At 53.3% G+C, this 17,200-nt stretch carries 16 protein-coding genes; 11 read left to right on the forward strand and 5 right to left on the reverse strand.

What is annotated here, in order from left to right; genetic code table 11:
* Positions 1-334 precede the first annotated feature (334 nt).
* The 3 genes from pyrG to xerD are packed head-to-tail and all read left to right on the forward strand — an operon-like array spanning position 335 to position 3,597.
* Positions 335-1,999: a CTP synthase gene (gene pyrG, locus KW808_RS07620; RefSeq protein WP_003856281.1), complete on the forward strand. Its 1,665-nt coding sequence runs from the start codon at positions 335-337 to the stop codon at positions 1,997-1,999.
* A gap of 15 nt (positions 2,000-2,014) precedes the next feature.
* A complete protein-coding gene (locus tag KW808_RS07625; RefSeq protein ID WP_003863783.1) occupies positions 2,015-2,686 on the forward strand; it encodes an NUDIX domain-containing protein in 672 nt (223 codons plus the stop codon).
* The gene (gene xerD, locus KW808_RS07630; RefSeq protein WP_499652979.1) at positions 2,683-3,597 is read left to right on the forward strand and encodes a site-specific tyrosine recombinase XerD; all 915 of its coding nucleotides are present in this window, start codon (positions 2,683-2,685) and stop codon (positions 3,595-3,597) included. Before KW808_RS07625 ends, xerD begins: the two co-directional genes overlap by 4 nt.
* Before the next feature lie 16 nt (positions 3,598-3,613).
* On the opposite strand, the gene KW808_RS07635 is transcribed toward xerD, so the two are convergent.
* Positions 3,614-5,146, reverse strand: a complete 1,533-nt coding sequence (locus tag KW808_RS07635; RefSeq protein ID WP_003863781.1) for an ATP-binding cassette domain-containing protein — start codon at positions 5,144-5,146, stop codon at positions 3,614-3,616.
* 451 nt (positions 5,147-5,597) lie between these two features.
* Here KW808_RS07635 and KW808_RS07640 point away from each other — a divergent pair, with 451 nt between their 5' ends.
* Positions 5,598-6,470 carry a ParA family protein gene (locus KW808_RS07640; protein ID WP_003856274.1) on the forward strand — a complete coding sequence of 291 codons (873 nt, stop codon included), beginning with the start codon at positions 5,598-5,600 and terminating at the stop codon, positions 6,468-6,470.
* An 83-nt stretch (positions 6,471-6,553) separates the two neighbouring features.
* Entirely contained in the window at positions 6,554-7,519 is a 966-nt protein-coding gene (locus tag KW808_RS07645; protein ID WP_003863780.1) for a segregation and condensation protein A, read from the forward strand.
* A 209-nt stretch (positions 7,520-7,728) separates the two neighbouring features.
* Here KW808_RS07645 and KW808_RS07650 read toward each other — a convergent pair whose 3' ends face one another.
* Positions 7,729-8,292, reverse strand: coding sequence for a GNAT family N-acetyltransferase (locus tag KW808_RS07650; protein ID WP_003856271.1), 564 nt, complete (start codon positions 8,290-8,292; stop codon positions 7,729-7,731).
* A 237-nt stretch (positions 8,293-8,529) separates the two neighbouring features.
* Here KW808_RS07650 and KW808_RS07655 point away from each other — a divergent pair, with 237 nt between their 5' ends.
* From KW808_RS07655 to der, 5 genes are all read left to right on the forward strand, one after another.
* Positions 8,530-9,399, forward strand: a complete 870-nt coding sequence (locus KW808_RS07655; protein WP_003863779.1) for a sulfurtransferase — start codon at positions 8,530-8,532, stop codon at positions 9,397-9,399.
* A gap of 21 nt (positions 9,400-9,420) precedes the next feature.
* Positions 9,421-9,999: an SMC-Scp complex subunit ScpB gene (scpB, locus tag KW808_RS07660; protein WP_011014356.1), complete on the forward strand. Its 579-nt coding sequence runs from the start codon at positions 9,421-9,423 to the stop codon at positions 9,997-9,999.
* A 99-nt stretch (positions 10,000-10,098) separates the two neighbouring features.
* Entirely contained in the window at positions 10,099-11,061 is a 963-nt protein-coding gene (locus KW808_RS07665; protein ID WP_003863777.1) for a pseudouridine synthase, read from the forward strand.
* Positions 11,058-11,768, forward strand: coding sequence for a (d)CMP kinase (cmk, locus tag KW808_RS07670; RefSeq protein WP_003863776.1), 711 nt, complete (start codon positions 11,058-11,060; stop codon positions 11,766-11,768). The genes KW808_RS07665 and cmk overlap by 4 nt, the downstream gene beginning before the upstream one ends.
* On the forward strand, positions 11,765-13,396 hold the full coding sequence (gene der, locus KW808_RS07675; RefSeq protein WP_003863775.1) for a ribosome biogenesis GTPase Der: 1,632 nt from the start codon (positions 11,765-11,767) through the stop codon (positions 13,394-13,396). Before cmk ends, der begins: the two co-directional genes overlap by 4 nt.
* A gap of 82 nt (positions 13,397-13,478) precedes the next feature.
* Here der and KW808_RS07680 read toward each other — a convergent pair whose 3' ends face one another.
* From KW808_RS07680 to KW808_RS07690, 3 genes are all read right to left on the reverse strand, one after another.
* Positions 13,479-14,147, reverse strand: a complete 669-nt coding sequence (locus KW808_RS07680) for a pentapeptide repeat-containing protein (protein WP_003863774.1) — start codon at positions 14,145-14,147, stop codon at positions 13,479-13,481.
* Positions 14,148-14,221: 74 nt separating this feature from the next.
* The gene (locus tag KW808_RS07685; RefSeq protein WP_003863773.1) at positions 14,222-14,722 is read right to left on the reverse strand and encodes a GyrI-like domain-containing protein; all 501 of its coding nucleotides are present in this window, start codon (positions 14,720-14,722) and stop codon (positions 14,222-14,224) included.
* Positions 14,723-14,733: 11 nt separating this feature from the next.
* Positions 14,734-15,549 carry a class I SAM-dependent methyltransferase gene (locus KW808_RS07690; protein WP_034983724.1) on the reverse strand — a complete coding sequence of 272 codons (816 nt, stop codon included), beginning with the start codon at positions 15,547-15,549 and terminating at the stop codon, positions 14,734-14,736.
* An 83-nt stretch (positions 15,550-15,632) separates the two neighbouring features.
* Here KW808_RS07690 and KW808_RS07695 point away from each other — a divergent pair, with 83 nt between their 5' ends.
* The gene (locus KW808_RS07695; RefSeq protein WP_413540401.1) at positions 15,633-17,189 is read left to right on the forward strand and encodes an ABC transporter transmembrane domain-containing protein; all 1,557 of its coding nucleotides are present in this window, start codon (positions 15,633-15,635) and stop codon (positions 17,187-17,189) included.
* The last annotated feature ends 11 nt before the right edge of the window (positions 17,190-17,200 follow it).

The following is a 17,200-nucleotide window of genomic DNA, read 5'->3' on the forward strand; positions in this document are numbered from 1 at the left end:
AATCTGTTGATCTATAGATAGATACCAGAAAAAGGGTCTCTGAACTGGCATTATTTTTAACCCCAATTGCTGTGTTATGCTGGGGTTCCGTAGGTTTGAAAAGTCGGAAACTTCTCCGAGCTTTCCCTGCGGTTTTTTGTTTCCCCTTTAGGCGAATCCACGTCAGTTTTGGGCAGACAATTAAAGCGGAGAAAGCCACGGAGGGGACCGTGGCCACGTGCCGGCAATTTGAACACACCGAACGTTTAAGTTTTCCGCACCGCCTGACTCGAAAAGATCTTTTTAAGGAACTGTTCGATGTTTAGGTTCAACCAGGAAGGTCGTCTCAGACATCATGACCTCTAGTCGAAAAGTCCGTCCCACCAAACACATTTTCGTCACCGGTGGAGTTGTTTCCTCACTCGGCAAAGGCCTGACCGCAGCAAGCCTTGGTCAATTGCTGATTGCACGGGGACTGTCGGTGACCATGCAGAAGCTAGATCCATACCTCAATGTTGATCCGGGCACCATGAATCCTTTTGAACACGGTGAAGTCTTTGTCACCGAAGACGGCGCAGAAACAGACCTGGATTTGGGCCACTACGAGCGTTTCCTCGATCGCAACCTGGGGCTCAACGCCAATGTCACCACCGGCAAGGTGTATTCCACTGTGATCGCCAAGGAGCGCAGGGGAGAGTACCTGGGTAAAACTGTGCAGGTCATCCCACACATCACTGATGAGATCAAAGCTCGTATTTTGAGCATGGGCGAACCAGATGCTCATGGCAACGCCCCAGACGTGGTGATCTCTGAGGTCGGTGGCACCGTCGGTGACATTGAATCCCAGCCATTCCTTGAAGCAGCTCGCCAGGTACGCCATGAAATTGGTCGTGAAAACTGCTTCTTCATCCACTGTTCTTTGGTGCCATACTTGGCTACCTCAGGTGAGCTGAAGACCAAACCCACCCAGCATTCTGTCGCAGAGCTGCGCGGCATCGGTATTTTGCCGGATGCTCTCGTGCTTCGTTGCGATCGGGAGGTCCCTCAAGGTCTGAAAGATAAGATCGCGATGATGTGCGATGTTGATTATGAAGGCGTTGTATCTTGCCCTGATTCCAGTTCTATTTACAACATTCCAGATGTCCTCTACCGCGAGCACCTGGACACCTTCATTATTCGTCGCCTGGGCCTTCCGTTCCGTGATGTTGACTGGAGCACCTGGCACGATCTGCTGGAACGGGTGAACAACCCACGCCATGAGCTCACCGTCGGCATCGTGGGCAAGTACATTGATCTTCCCGATGCTTATCTCTCAGTGGTGGAAGCTGTTCGCGCTGCAGGCTACGCCAATTGGACGCGCACCAACATCAAGTGGATTACCTCAGATGATTGCGAAACCCCATCTGGCGCCATGAAAGCGCTCAGCGGTTTAGATGCCATCGTGGTTCCCGGAGGTTTCGGTATCCGAGGTATCGAAGGCAAAATCGGTGCGATTACGTTTGCACGTGAGCACAAGATCCCGCTTCTTGGCCTATGCCTTGGCCTGCAGTGCACCGTCATCGAGGCAGCACGCCAGGCAGGACTAGAGCAGGCATCATCCACTGAGTTTGACCCAGCTGCAACGCAGCCAGTGATCGCCACCATGGAAGAGCAGAAAGCTGCTGTGTCGGGTGAAGCTGATCTGGGTGGCACCATGCGTCTTGGCGCATATCCTGCAACCCTGGAGGAAGGCTCCTTAGTAGCGGAACTGTATGGCACAACGGAAGTCTCCGAGCGCCACCGTCACCGCTATGAGGTCAATAATGCCTACCGCGCCCAGATTGCTGAAGGTTCAGATTTGGTCTTCTCCGGAACCTCACCTGATGGACATTTGGTGGAGTTCGTGGAGTACCCCAAAGAGGTGCATCCTTATCTGGTGGCGACCCAGGCGCACCCTGAGTACAAATCCCGTCCAACCCATGCTCATCCACTGTTTTACGGCCTGGTGAAGACCGCTTTGGAGCTGCGTGTCCACCCTTAGATCTACAATGTGATCATGGTTTCGAAGATGCACATTCCCGGTACCCATGAGTTCACGGTGACAGATACTGAACTGTTGTTAGAGTCCCCAATTTTGGGCGTTCGTCGAGATTCGTTGATAATGCCGGGTGGTTCCACTGCCCGCCGTGAAGTGGTTGAACACTTTGGGGCGGTCGCAGTGGTTGCCTTTGATGGTGAAAACATTGCGATGGTCAAGCAGTACCGTCGCAGCGTGGGGGATTCCTTGTGGGAGCTGCCTGCAGGTTTGTTGGATATTGCTGATGAGGATGAACTCACGGGCGCGCAGCGCGAGCTCATGGAGGAGGCTGGTTTGGAGGCCAGTGAGTGGTCCGTGCTCACTGATTTGATTACCTCGCCTGGTTTCTGCGATGAAGCGGTGCGTGTCTTTCTAGCCCGAGGCCTCACAGAAGTTGAGCGTCCAGAGGTTACAGGCGATGAAGAAGCGGACATGATTAACCAGTGGGTTCCGCTCAGTGAGGCAGTGGGAATGGTGTTTAGTGGCCAGTTGGTTAACTCCATTGCCATTGCGGGTGTCATGGCTGCTGATGCTGTGATTGCGGGTCGTGCGTCTGCGCGTGCCGTCACCGCGCCGTTTACCTATCGCCCTACGGCGTTGGCGCAGCGTCGAAAAGCGCACGGCATTGTTCCTGACATGAAAAAACTATGAAGGCTCGCGTTTTAGCGAACACATGGCTGACACATTTGGCCGTGGAGCGTGGCTTGTCGGCAAATACGCTGAGTAATTATCGGCGCGATGTGGAACGCTATTGCGACTGGCTCGAGGCAGCTGGGCTGGATGATATTCAAGATATCACCACTGCGAATGTTGAGAGTTATGTCAAGGATCTGCGCCGCGGGATTGACGGGCAGCAGGCGTTGTCCGCGTCCTCGGCGGGGCGCGCGCTCATCGTGGCGCGCGGGTTGCACAAGTTTGCATTGATGGAGGGAGAGGTAGCTGCGGACGTTGCGGCTGATGTGTCGCCACCGGCCATGGGCCGGCATTTACCTGACACGCTCAGCATCAACGAGGTAGCCCTGCTTATCGACGCGATCCCACATTCAGATATCGCTACTCCCGTTGATCTCCGTGACCGAGCGCTGGTGGAATTACTTTATGGAACTGGCGCGCGTATCTCTGAGGCGATTGGGCTGGCAGTTGATGATGTGTCGGAGATGCCTGAAGTACTGCGCATCACGGGCAAAGGTTCCAAACAACGGATCGTGCCTTTTGGTTCGATGGCACAACAAGCGGTCCGGGAATATTTGGTCAGAGCCAGACCCGCGTTGAGTAAAGGTAAAAGCCACGCACTTTTTCTCAACCAACGCGGCGGTCCGCTATCTCGGCAATCTGCGTGGGCAGTGCTGAAGAAAACGGTTGAGCGCGCAGGTTTAGATAAAGATATTTCTCCCCACACCCTGCGGCACAGCTTTGCCACCCATCTCCTCGAAGGTGGCGCCGATGTCCGTGTGGTGCAGGAACTCCTGGGTCATTCTTCTGTGACGACCACTCAGATTTACACGCACATCACAGCCGATAGCTTGCGGGAAGTGTGGCGCGGGGCCCATCCTCGTGCGTGAAAGCCCTTGCGAATTCTTAAGATTTCAACTCGATGTGCCTCCAATGAGCCGTATCGCGGAGTAGCTGTCGATCATGCGTTACCATGATCACTGCAGCCGTGGTCTTGTCCAGCCACTCTGTAAGTGCGGAAACCAAGTGCATAGACAGATGGTTCGAAGGTTCATCGAGAAGCAACAGTTCAGGATTGCCAGCTAACGACATGGCCAAATCTAGTCTTCTGCGATGACCAATTGAGAATTCCTGTAGGGCAAATCGGCTCTCCTCAACACTTAAAAGTCCCCACTTAACTGCGTGATCTCGTGCTATTGATGGCACCTCGCCGACAAGTGATTCTTGGCCGAGAACCCCAGTTCGGGCATGGTTTGCAACCGAACCACTTGCCGGAGTCAAAGCCCCAGACAAGACTTCGATGAGCGTTGATTTGCCAGCGCCGTTGTCACCAGTGATCACTATTTTGTCACCTGATAACACTGAATGTGAGCCTGGCAGACGCAAGCGGTGGGGTACAAAAAGGTCCGAAAAGTCCACCATGGGTTTATCTGGTCGCACTTTCAAGGTAGGCAGAAGCAATGGGGCCGGAGCCGGGGGAACGTCCAACGCTTTGTTATCCAACGCATCCTGTGCTCGCTTTAAGGCCTGCACTACTCCGGCAGCCCGAGATGCGCGAGTGTGTTTTCCCGTTCCTTTTGGAGGTTTCCACGAAGAATTCACACGCTGGCGTGCGTGCTCTAGATCCTCTTGCAATTGCTGTTGCGCAGTTTGTGCAGCGGCATAATCCTGCCTCCAAGTTTCAAGAAGCGCACTCCTTTGGCGTCGATAAGAATCAAAACCCTCATGATAGATCCGTGGTAGGCCGTCTGGGGTTGAATCAATATCGATGATGAAATCCGCGACATCTTTGATCAGTGCTTGATCATGAGAAACAACAAGTACCACACCTTTGTGGGAGGTTATGGCTTCGGTGAGATAGTTAAGCGCGCCCCGGTCAAGATGATTCGTGGGTTCATCGAGAAGCAAAATATCAGCATCGCCACCGATGAGGCAGGCCAGCCGTACCCGATACCTTTGCCCGATCGATAGCTCACTGAGTGCACGGGATCTATCGGTGATCGCGCCAAAGCTGCGCAGAGCTTTTTCTAATCGATGTTCAGCGTTCCATGCGTCAAGCACTTCAGCGGCATCAAGGGCTTGTTGATATCCATCAAGTGCGTGCGCAGTGTTTGTCTCAAGTAGAGCTCCAGCTCTCTCAAGCTCTTCGAGAGCATTTTTTGAATCACGAATTGCCTCATCGCAGATCTCTCCGACGGACAGATCACCTGCAGGCATGTGTTGATGAGCAATTGCTACCGTGCCATGAGTGAGAATCTCACCTGCAGATGGCGGGAATTCTCGAGCCAGTGCTCGCAGAAGTGTGGTTTTACCTCGACCATTCTCACCAACAATCACTGCGCACTGTCCAGAAGAAACAGTGATATTGAGCTTCGTAATTAACGGGGTTGAGGTGTATGACAGGGAAAGGTCCTGTAACCGAATATGGGTTTTAGCCATTAAAAAATTCCTTTAAAAGTGCTAGAAAGTCGCCCTGCGACCAGTTGTGGCAGGGGAAAATCAACGTGCAGAGACGGCACTGGGAGGCATGTGGCCTGCAGTGCGAACTGTGCAGCAGCAACATTTAAAGGAAATACAAATGCATTCCGCTTACTTTAATAAAGTGGCAAAGATAAAGCAATGACGGTAGGCAACGCTCAATTTGCAGAGCTGGTCAAGTTAAAAAACTTGACTCACTATTAGAGTTTGCATGAAACGGCGTGTGGGGCAACAGAATGAGTTAGACATCTATATCCTGAATGTATTGTGGTCGCGGAGACTAATGACAGTGCGATAATTTCAGGACTGTTAGTCGAGAGCTGTAAAGTCAAGGCTATATACTTCTCAAGTCGCGCCGAAATTTGTTAAATGACTATAAAAGGCAGTCCTAGTCAAGGAAGAAGGTTTGACTGTGAGTGATGCAGGGAAGAAGGACTCTTCCAAGGTGGAGATCGGACTGACCGGTCGACCCCTGCGCGAGTTGCCTGAGCCATCTCCTTTGGAAAAACATGGCCCAGCAACGATCATTGCCATGGCGAATCAAAAAGGTGGCGTTGGTAAAACCACGTCCACCATCAACCTCGGAGCATGCCTTGCAGAGGCGGGACGTAAAGTCCTGCTCGTTGACTTGGATCCGCAAGGTGCGTTGACTGCTGGTTTGGGAATCCACTACGACGACGTGGATATCACCGTGTATGACCTCATGGTGGACAACAATTCCACTATTGATCAGGCGATCCACCACACTGGTGTTCCTGATCTGGATGTCGTTCCTGCAAATATTGACTTGTCCGCTGCAGAAATTCAGCTGGTCAATGAAGTTGGTCGTGAACAAACACTTGCAAGGGCGCTGCGTCCTGTCATGAAGGACTACGACTTCATCATCCTTGATTGTCAGCCATCGCTTGGACTTTTGACGGTGAACGCTTTGGCGTGCGCGCACGGGGTTATCATCCCGATGGAGTGCGAGTACTTCTCACTGCGTGGCCTCGCATTGCTCACTGACACGGTGGAAAAAGTTGCCGATCGGTTGAACTTCGATCTGGAAATCCTCGGCATTTTGGTCACTATGTTTGACCGACGCACCTCTCACGCCAGGGAAGTGATGTCACGAGTTGTTGAGGTTTTCGATGAGAAAGTGTTCGATACGGTGATCACCCGAACCGTCAGGTTCCCCGAAACCTCTGTTGCCGGTGAGCCGATCATCACATGGGCACCAACATCACAAGGTGCGGAGCAGTACCGTTCCTTGGCGCGTGAAGTGATCAGCCGCGTCAACGACTAGGTTGTTTTCTAAAAACCACGCCTCCTTGTGCGGGCCTGTCAGTAGCTGTTATTGCAGGTTCATGCGTTAAGGTGTGGAAGACCATGACAAAAGTAGCGGAGCTGGACCAAGAGTGGTCCGAAGTAGATGACGCGGAATTAGACGCGCAAAGCGCTGGCACTTCTGATAGTTCCAGCACAGACGACTTCGCTGATGCAGAAAACACTTCTGAAAATCTGGGACCCATCGGCCCAGAACCACTCCCTGAACCAGATGGGGATGTTCCGGCATCGGGATTCCAAGTGCAGCTCGATAATTTTGAAGGTCCTTTTGACCTTCTCCTGCAGCTGATTACCAAGAAGAAACTTGATGTCACTGAAGTTGCCTTGGCCCAGGTGACAGACGAGTTTATTGCTTACACCCGAAAACTGGGTGAAACCAGCGATTTGGATGAGACCACAGAGTTCTTAGTGGTGGCCGCAACGCTGTTGGATCTTAAAACAGCTCGCCTGCTCCCGCGTGGTGAAGTCGACGATGAAGATGATCTCGAATTGCTCGAAATAAAGGATCTCCTTTTCGCCAGGTTGTTGCAGTATCGCGCTTACAAGCAAGTTGCAGAAATGTTTGCGCAATGGCAGCGAGATGCTCGACGCAGGTACCCGCGCGCTGTCTCATTAGAAACTCAGTTTGCCAACCTCTTGCCGCCCGTTTCCTTGGGTCATTCCTTAAAAAGTTTCAGCGAGTTGGCTGCTGTGGTGTTTCGTCCGAAACCCCCAGAGACGGTGAAAACAGATCACGTGCACCAAGTTGCGGTGTCAGTTCCAGAGCAAGCGGGCAGGATTCTTAACACGTTGAAACTTGCCGGAATTGATCATTATTTGAGCTTTCAGCTGCTCACACGTGATTGTACCGCGTCAATGGAAGTGATTGGCCGCTTCCTTGCCTTGCTGGAATTGTATAAGGCACGCGCTATTGAAACCTTGCAAGAAGAGCCACTCGGCGAGCTTAAAGTTTCGTGGACTGGCATTGATGTCGATCCAGCGGTCGTCGCGGCGAGTGACTGGGAGTAATCAGTTTTTCTTAAGGAAACGTTGCTGATTTAGTTTTAGTGACCTAAGCTACAAGAGCTGGTTTGCTGAAAAATGGATGACCTCGCAGTTTAACTGCGTTGTGTCATCTACGGCATGGAAAGGCTCCCACAGCATCTGTTTTGGAGAGGGCGGATGGTGTGGGAGCTTTTTGTAGCATCTCACCCCATGAAGGGGTGAGATTTTCTGGTCTATGGTCGTTGCTTGAGCATTTCAAGAATTTCATCCGATAGCGGACGGTCAGAATAAATTCTTACATCAGGCTCGTTGGGGTCATCTTCCGTTCCGACTCGTCGGCCCTCCCATACGGGGGTGAGTCCCAATTTTTCCAAAATATGGAATGAGGCAGGGTGGTTGGTAGTCACCCTGGCCGTGAGTGGGAGGCTGTCGTCGATACGCTTGGTGGCCAGTGTTGCGGCGTTGGAGATTTCCGTGGCGTATCCATTGCCCCATAGGTCGGGGCGGAGGCGGTACTTGAGGTCCCATACTTTTCCGTCGATGAGTTCAACGCCACCAACGCCAACGAATTCCGATGGGCGGTCACGGAGGTAAACACCCCAGGGGCCAAGGTCTTTCTTGCCCCAGCTTTCATTGGTGCGCTTAATGATGTCGCGCGTGGCACGCACGTTGGTGTGACGCGCCTGGGGACGGTGTTCCCAGATTCGAGAATCAGAGTAAATCTGGTGGGCCTCGTCTTCGAGCTCAACAGTGAGCGGTACGAGGATCAGTCTGTCGGTGCGTGTAATCGTAGCCATGAAGAAATGTTAGATCATGAGATGTCTTATATGTGATGGTTCTCACGACTGAAATCATTTTGTGACCTAACTTGTATTTTTTTGACAGCTTGATTGACGGGCGATGCGTTAAAGTGCACAGGTTGAGCCCTATTGAGGGTGGGAGAGTGCTACTATCTGCGGTTTTGTGAATTAAATGCTGTGAACTACCGCGAACTCCTCCCATTCAAGTGGTGTTAAGCACTAAGATGGCAGGTTATGACTTCTCTTAAAGTAACTTCGTCCGCAGATGCAACCAATAACAATGATGCCCATTTTCCTGAAGGTCCAGTGGTAACCGTTGACTGGTTGTCACACAACCTTGACCGGGATGATGTCATCGTGTTGTGTGCCACGATGGAGGATGATGAAATTGCACGTCAAGCGGGAATTCCGGGGGCATTTCTCGCTGACTTGGAAGGAGATTTCTCAGATCCACATTCCGAGCTTCCACACACCGCGCCACCGAATTTGGTGGGTTTGCTAGAAAGCTACGGCATTAGCACCGATTCCACGGTGGTTGTTTATGATCTGCACGGCCTCATGGTTGCACCGCGGGTGTGGTGGCTTCTCCGTGTTGCTGGATTAAGCAGCATTGGCGTGCTTGATGGCGGATTGCCAGCCTGGGTTGATGCTGGTCTTCCGACGGAACCGTTGTCGCTACCTACAGGTGGTGGAAGGATCAGCGCAGAACCACAGCCAGATTTACTCGTTGGTGCCTCCGGCGTCGAACGGGCGATCGCGCGCTCAAGCAAGGCAGTGATTGATGCTCGCAATGCGAGCCGATTCGCTGGCGTTGAAGAAGAGCCCCGTCCAGGCCTTCGAAAAGGGTCGATCCCTGGAAGTGTGAACATTCCCTTCACTGATATTTCTGATGAGCATGGTTTTGTCCGGCCAGCAGAAGAGCTGAAGGAATTGATCTTCAGCCGCACAAATGGAGCGCAGTCGTTGGTCTTTAGCTGTGGCTCCGGAGTCACGGCATGTGTTGATGCCTACGCTGCAGTTATCGCAGGTTATGACGACGTTGTAGTGTATGAGGGCTCCTGGGCGGAATGGGGCAACCCGGCAAACCAAAAGCCGATTGCTTAACGCCAGCTATGATAACCACTCATGAATGATTTCGATCCAGCACTGATTTCCGCGATGAGCCTTATCCCTCAGACGAGGTCGAGGATGGAATCAATCTTGTTGGTGGTCGATACCCCAGTTTCAGCACGCACGCTGGCTGGGGTGTTGGGCATTGACGTGCCTGCAACAGAGGCAATTTTGAAGGAAATGGCCTTTGAGCTTTCTGAACGGGGCAGCGGCATTGATCTTCGGGAAACGGCAGAAGGATGGCGCTATTACACCCGCCCGGAGAATGCGGACATCGTCGAGCAATTCCTCCTCGATGGAAACCAAACCAGACTGTCCCGTGCAGCATTGGAAACACTCGCGGTGGTGGCATATCGGCAGCCGGTCACACGCTCCCAGATTTCAGCAGTGCGCGGAGTAAATGTCGACGGCGTCATGAGAACCTTGCAGCTTCGAGGCCTAGTCAAAGAAGTCGATGTGGACGAATCAACGGGCGCGCACCGCTATGGCACAACGGAATTGCTGCTTGAGCTGTTGGGTATTGATTCTTTGGATAAATTACCGGATCTAGCACCGCTTTTGCCGGATGTTGACTCCATTGATGAAGACTTCTAAAGCATCAGTTAAAGCCCCGACTATTAAAATCTCCTAAAATAGGCTAGAATTCACGGGATTCAATTTCATACGTTTTCTCTCAAGATTAAGGACACTTACGTGACCCCACCCGCTCGCCGAGATGGCACACCGGACAAGAAGCAGAGCAATCGCTCTGGCGGATACCGGTCTTCAGTTCGTGGCTACAAGCCAGGATCATCCCGCCCAAACACACGCCAGCAGCCTCAGAAGAAGGATGAGATTCTTCTCTCCAACGCTAAGCCTGCCAAGAAGCAAAACGTAAAATCCGACGACGATTGGTCGATGGGTTTCTTAAACCGCAATGACTCTGACGGAGTTCGCCTGCAGAAGGTGCTTGCCCAAGCAGGTGTGGCATCACGTCGACACGCAGAAATCCTGATTGATCAGGGCCGTGTGGAGGTCAACGATCGTATCGTGACCACCCAGGGCGTGCGCGTGGATCCAAACAACGATGTCATCCGTGTTGACGGCGTCCGCATCCACATCAACGAGGACCTCGAGTACTTCGTGCTCAACAAGCCTCGTGGCATGCACTCCACCATGAGCGATGAACTTGGTCGCCCATGCGTGGGTGATCTGGTCAGTGAGAAGACTGCATCTGGACAGCGTCTGTTTCACGTCGGTCGCCTCGACGCGGACACCGAAGGTTTGCTGCTGCTCACCAACGATGGTGAGTTGGCTAACCGCCTCATGCACCCTAAGTACGAAGTGTCCAAGACTTACCTTGCTACCGTTCGCGGTGAAGCAACCAATAAGCTAGTCAGCGCTCTTCGTGATGGCGTGGAGTTGGAAGATGGCCCTGCCAAGGCTGACTTTGCGCAGATTATCGACGTATTCCAGGGCAAGTCCTTGTTGCGCATCGAAATCCACGAAGGCCGCAAGCACATTGTGCGACGCCTCTTCGATGAGCTCGGTTTCCCAGTCGAGCGCCTCGTGCGCACCAAGCTACACACCGTTCAGCTTGGTGATCAGAAGCCAGGTTCCCTTCGTGCACTGAACTCCTCTGAGCTGACCAGCTTATACAAGGTGGTCCAACTGTGACGGAAATTTCCAACATGCCTGCCGGTGGCCTCATCGTAGCCATCGACGGGCCGTCTGGCACCGGAAAATCCACCACATCCCGCGCGCTCGCAACCCGTCTCTCGGCCAAGTACCTAGATACTGGTGCGATGTACCGCGTCGCAACGCTTCATGTGCTTAACCAGGGGATTGACCCCGCAGATAGCGCAGCCGTGATCGCTGCAACCGCTGTATTGCCGTTGTCGATTTCTGACGATCCCGCCTCCACTGAGGTGTTGCTCGCGGGCGTCGATGTGCAAAAGGACATCCGCGGACCAGAAGTCACCCAAAATGTCTCCGCAGTGTCCGCGATCCCTGAGGTTCGTGAGAACTTGGTGGCGTTGCAGCGCGCACTCGCCGCCAAAGCACATCGCTGCGTCGTCGAAGGCAGAGACATCGGAACGGCAGTGCTTGTCGACGCGCCCATCAAGGCGTTTCTCACCGCCTCAGCGGAAGTCCGCGCCCAGCGACGCTTTGACCAAGACACCGCAGCAGGTCGCGACGTAGATTTCGACGCTGTGCTGGCAGATGTTGTTCGCCGCGATGAACTAGATTCCACCCGTGCCGCCTCACCGCTGAAACCAGCAGATGATGCACACATCGTGGACACCTCTGATATGACCATGGATCAAGTACTTGATCACCTCATCCACCTAGTGGAAGCCTCCGCTGAAAGGAGCAACCAGTGACTGATAAACACACCATGCCTGGTGAAGAGGACGACACCGTATTCGTCTACCACACCCACAAAGGCGAAATGGACGTCGAAGGTGCGTTTGCTGACGAAGAAGAACTAGCACCACACGGCGGTTGGGCTTCCGCAGATTTCGACCCAGCAGAATTCGGCTACGAAGACTCTGACGATGACTTCGATGCAGAGGACTTTGACGAAACAGAGTTCTCCAACCCTGATTTCGGCGAAGACTACTCTGATGAAGACTGGGAAGAAATCGAGACCGCATTCGGATTCGACCCAAGCCACCTTGAAGAAGCTCTCTGCACGGTCGCTATCGTCGGACGCCCAAATGTTGGTAAATCAACCTTGGTGAACCGCTTTATTGGACGTCGAGAAGCAGTCGTGGAAGATTTCCCCGGCGTCACCCGTGACCGCATCTCCTACATCTCTGACTGGGGTGGACACCGTTTCTGGGTTCAGGACACAGGCGGATGGGATCCTAACGTCAAGGGCATCCACGCATCGATCGCACAGCAGGCAGAAGTTGCTATGAGCACTGCCGATGTCATCGTGTTCGTCGTGGACACCAAGGTGGGCATCACCGAAACTGACTCAGTGATGGCAGCAAAACTGTTGCGCTCGGAAGTGCCAGTGATCTTGGTTGCGAACAAATTCGACTCCGACAGCCAGTGGGCTGACATGGCTGAGTTCTACAGCCTCGGCCTTGGCGATCCATACCCAGTGTCAGCCCAGCATGGACGTGGTGGCGCTGACGTTTTGGACAAGATCCTTGAACTCTTCCCAGAAGAGCCTCGCTCCAAGTCCATCGTGGAAGGCCCTCGTCGTGTCGCCCTTGTGGGTAAGCCAAACGTAGGTAAGTCTTCACTGCTCAACAAGTTTGCTGGCGAGACCCGCTCTGTCGTGGACAATGTTGCAGGAACCACCGTTGACCCCGTTGACTCCCTGATTCAGCTGGATCAAAAACTGTGGAAATTCGTGGATACTGCTGGTCTTCGCAAAAAGGTCAAGACTGCATCTGGCCACGAGTACTACGCATCACTGCGTACCCACGGTGCCATCGATGCAGCTGAGCTGTGTGTTTTGCTTATCGATTCCTCCGAACCCATCACCGAGCAGGATCAGCGCGTGCTCGCAATGATCACCGATGCCGGTAAGGCACTGGTTATTGCGTTCAACAAGTGGGATCTCATGGATGAAGATCGCCGCATCGATTTGGATCGCGAACTTGATCTCCAGTTGGCACACGTGCCTTGGGCAAAGCGCATCAACATCTCCGCCAAAACCGGTCGTGCACTGCAGCGCCTCGAGCCAGCAATGTTGGAAGCGCTCGACAACTGGGATCGCCGTATCTCCACTGGTCAGCTGAACACCTGGCTGCGTGAAGCAATTGCTGCGAACCCACCACCAATGCGTGGCGGACGTTTGCCTCGAGTGCTGTTTGCCACCCAGGCATCTACTCAGCCACCAGTGATCGTACTGTTCACCACCGGCTTCCTCGAAGCAGGTTACCGACGATACCTGGAGCGCAAGTTCCGTGAGCGTTTCGGTTTCGAAGGCACTCCAGTGCGAATCGCTGTGCGTGTTCGCGAGCGCCGCGGCAAGGGCGGAAACAAGCAGTAAAGCTTGATTTTCCCTAAAAGCACTTATCCCCACGTTGAAAATGACGTGGGGATAAGTGCTTTTTGTTCAAAAGAGCGGATTTCTAATCGTTTACGGTAATTCCTAAATGCCGTGCAAATGCTCCCGACAGGTCAGCAGCCTGCAGGGATGAGATCACGGTTCCGGACATGGACTCCACGCCACTGATGCGCTCGATATCTAAACCGCGAAGATCCACATTGCTGAGCACGGCATGATCAAAGGTGAGCGAATGCACCGTGCAGTCTTTAAAAGCGATGCGTTCTGCTCTGGCTTGGCCAAGATCAAGCTCGTCGATGACACAGTTCTCAAAGAGCACATCCCGTAACGATGCACCCCGCAGATTGACAAACGACAGCTTAGAATCAGAGATTTTCAAAGCTTGGACGGTTGCTTCATACATTTCGACGGCACCAAAGCGGGAGTCGGAAATCGTTGCGTTGCGCCAGATGGAGCGGGCTGCCTTAAAAGATGGAGCATTGGCTCTTTCGATGCGTGTTTCCACGAATTGAGCCCGGCGTAGCTCGGTTTCGTGTGCTTCCAGCCCAAGGAATTCACATTCAATGAAACCAGCACCAGAAAGATCGCGTTCGGAAATCTCGGCCTCGTTAAAACGGCATGACTCTATCTGCTCATTCGATTCGATGTCTTGAGGGTCAGCGTTGTCAAGGCCTGTTAGGCGAAGTTCTTTGATGCGTGGTGCTGCAACCTGTGGGCGGCGCGGTGATGCCATGTTTTATAAGTTCCTTGAATCTGGAGTGCTGGTCTTCGACCACCATACTCAAGGAACTTGACCAGAAAGCTTCTCTACTTCAACAGGACGTATAGATCAGTTTGGAGTGTTGCGGGATCCATGTCGGTGGAAGGCTCGGTGACATAGACCTCCCAACAAGGCATATCGATCTCATGGCCTGCAGATTCAAGAGCTTCCACGAATGAACCCCACGCTTGGCTTAGTCCGTCGAATGAGCCGATGTGGCTGATTCGCGCAATTTTTCCGGCAGGGATCACTGAGTTTTTCAGCACGATGCCGTTGGCGGCTGAAACATCTCCCTCAAGTGGTTGGCTGACTGGGATGCCCACTTCAAAGCTGACGGTGTCAGTTGGTTCGGAGGTGTACAGAGCAAATCCGGGGCCAATTGGCGCGATGCCCTTGGCACCCAAGGTGGGGAAGAGCACTTGGTAGGTTTGATCGAATGCTGCGGGCATGTCGTTCATGGGGTGGTTGTCAAAGACAGCGACGACGGTCGGAATCTCGTTGACAGTGAGGATCTCGGGTTCAGTGACTGGTGGATTCAACAGGTACATGGCGAGGGCTCCTAAAGATTGGAAGATCTGCCTGCCAGGGTACCGGAACGTGAAAGTAAAAATGCATCACAGCGATAGGGAAGTTCCACTGGATTGTCGGGACTGAAACCCAAATGCTCGTAGAGATACCACCGAAGGTTCTGATCAACACGCTCTTTGATTTTCTCTGACGCGTTTAACCAGTAGGACCTCGTGTGAGCGAGCTGGATGATTTCTTCAGGGGTGAGGTGCTGATTCCACGTGGTGCGAATTTCTCGATCAATTATCCAGGGAGCTGCGGTTTCTGGGGTGAATCCCGGCTTGAGTACATCGCCGGCATGCATAATGCGACTAAGTCGGTGTACCCACGCGATGGAGGTGTCCAGGTTATTCCACACGAGCAGGACTGCACCCTCAGGTGCAATCACCCGATCAAATTCCGCTGAGGCAGCCGTCACGTCAACCCAATGCCACGTTTGTGCGCACGTAATCAGATCAACCGCGTTGTCACGTATTCCTGTGTGTTCTGCTGTCGCTTGCCAGCAGGGAACCGCCGGAAGCGCGGAGCGAAACACCCGCAACATGTCCATGCTTGGATCAAGGGCTAGGACCTGATCAGCTGTTAGCTCACTGGTTAGTTTTCCGGTACCTGCACCGACATCCAGGACTCGGCCAAACCCACGGGCTAACTCCACGGCCTCAGCCGGATATCCAGGTCGGACATCGTGATAAGTCGTGCTGCCTTGGGTAAAAGCGCTGGCGCTGGTTGCTCGATGTTGAAGATCGCTAAACGCCGGAGCGTCTCGTTTTGATACTGGTGGAATTGGGGGATGAGCTGGATCATTCATATCAGATGTTAATCCTAGCGGGCTACCACCACCTTCACTAGCGATATATCGCTTAACGTGCTCATGAGATACAGTATCTCCTTGTGCAACAAACGAAATCCACACCTTTAGATAGGTATAAAAACCTCCCCGGGCCCGGCGCGCGACCGTCCAAGACGCCGGCGTTGGATTCCAAATTATGGACTCTCAAAGTGGCGTTGTCGCAGCGGCCGTGGAGCTTTGTGGCGTCTGCTGGCATGGCGGCGTCTTTTATCTGCAATGGGTTAACGCCTGTGATTGTGGGTAAGGCGGTGGATGAGGCTATTGGCACGAGCGATCTGCAGCGATTGTGGTTCTGGATTGCCATGTTGGCGGTTCTTTTCTTAACGGCGATGACGGTGAACTGGATTGCTCGGTACATGTTGGTGCGGAGCCAGCAGTTGGTCAGTCATGATTTGCGGATGTTGGTGACTGATCGGATTCAAGATCCGCGTGGTTTTGCTGGAAAAGAGCGCACTGCGGGTGGGTTGTTGTCGATTGCGTCGTCGGATACGCAGCGGGTGGGCGATATTGTCATGATGACGGTGTTCCCGGTGGCGGAGTTGGCGTCGATTATTTATGGCGCCGTGGTGATGTACAGCATTAATCCGTGGTTGAGTGTGGCTGTGTTGATTGGTGGTCCGCTGCTGGTTGTGGTGGCTATTCAGGTGTCGAAGCCGTTGCAGAAGCGTTCGGGTGCTCGTCAGCAGGCGGTGGCGCAGGCTGCGGCTACTGCAACTGATGTGGTGCAGGGCTTGAGAATTTTGAAGGGTTTGGGTGCGATTGTCACGGTGCGCCGTCGGTACGAGGCGATTTCTGGTGAGGCTTATCGGAAGACGGTTCATGCGGATGCTGCGGAAGCTCGCTTGAATGGTGTCACCGATGCGGCGGGCGCCATCTTTGTGTCCGCGTTGGGTATTGGAGCAGGATTTTTGGCGCTGCATGGTCAGATGAGTATTGGTGATTTGATCACGGTTGTGGGACTCACACAGTTTTTGATCATGCCGATGACCATGCTTGGTCGAAATGTGGCATCGCGCTGGGCATCGGCGGAGGCGTCGGCAAGGCGTATTAGGGGAGTGCTCGGTGCTGATTTTGAGAGAGTGTCTGCGCATGATGCGGACAAGGCTGAGGAGATTATCCAACAATTTGCCAAAGGTTTGACGGTTATTCGAGGCACTGATGAGCAGCTCGTTGAGGTATTAGAGCAGTTGCCACGTACTCGAGTGATTGTGGCTCCTCATGCGGCGGATCTTTTTGATCAAAGTGTCAGCGACAATGTGTATCCCGTGGCAGAGGTCGCGGAGAAAGCCATTGAAGTTGCCTCCTGTGACGATATTCCAGGTGGTAGTTCCAAGATTGTGGGCGAGGGTGGACGGTTGCTCTCGGGTGGTCAGCGTCAGCGCGTTGCACTGGCTCGGGCTATTGCTTTTGATCCAGAGGTGTTGGTGCTTCAAGATCCCACAACGGCAGTGGATTCTGTGACGGAGCAAAGCATTGCTCAGCAAGTGGCAGCACACCGTGCAGGAAAAGTGACCATTGTGTTTAGTGAGGCACCCGCGTGGAGTGCGGTGGCTGATCAACACGTTGAGGCAGCTGCTTTGCGGGAGGTTATGAAATGAGTGGGGAGACG

Origin of the sequence: [Brevibacterium] flavum (genome assembly GCF_019317305.1) — a bacterium.
GTDB lineage: Bacteria > Actinomycetota > Actinomycetes > Mycobacteriales > Mycobacteriaceae > Corynebacterium > Corynebacterium glutamicum.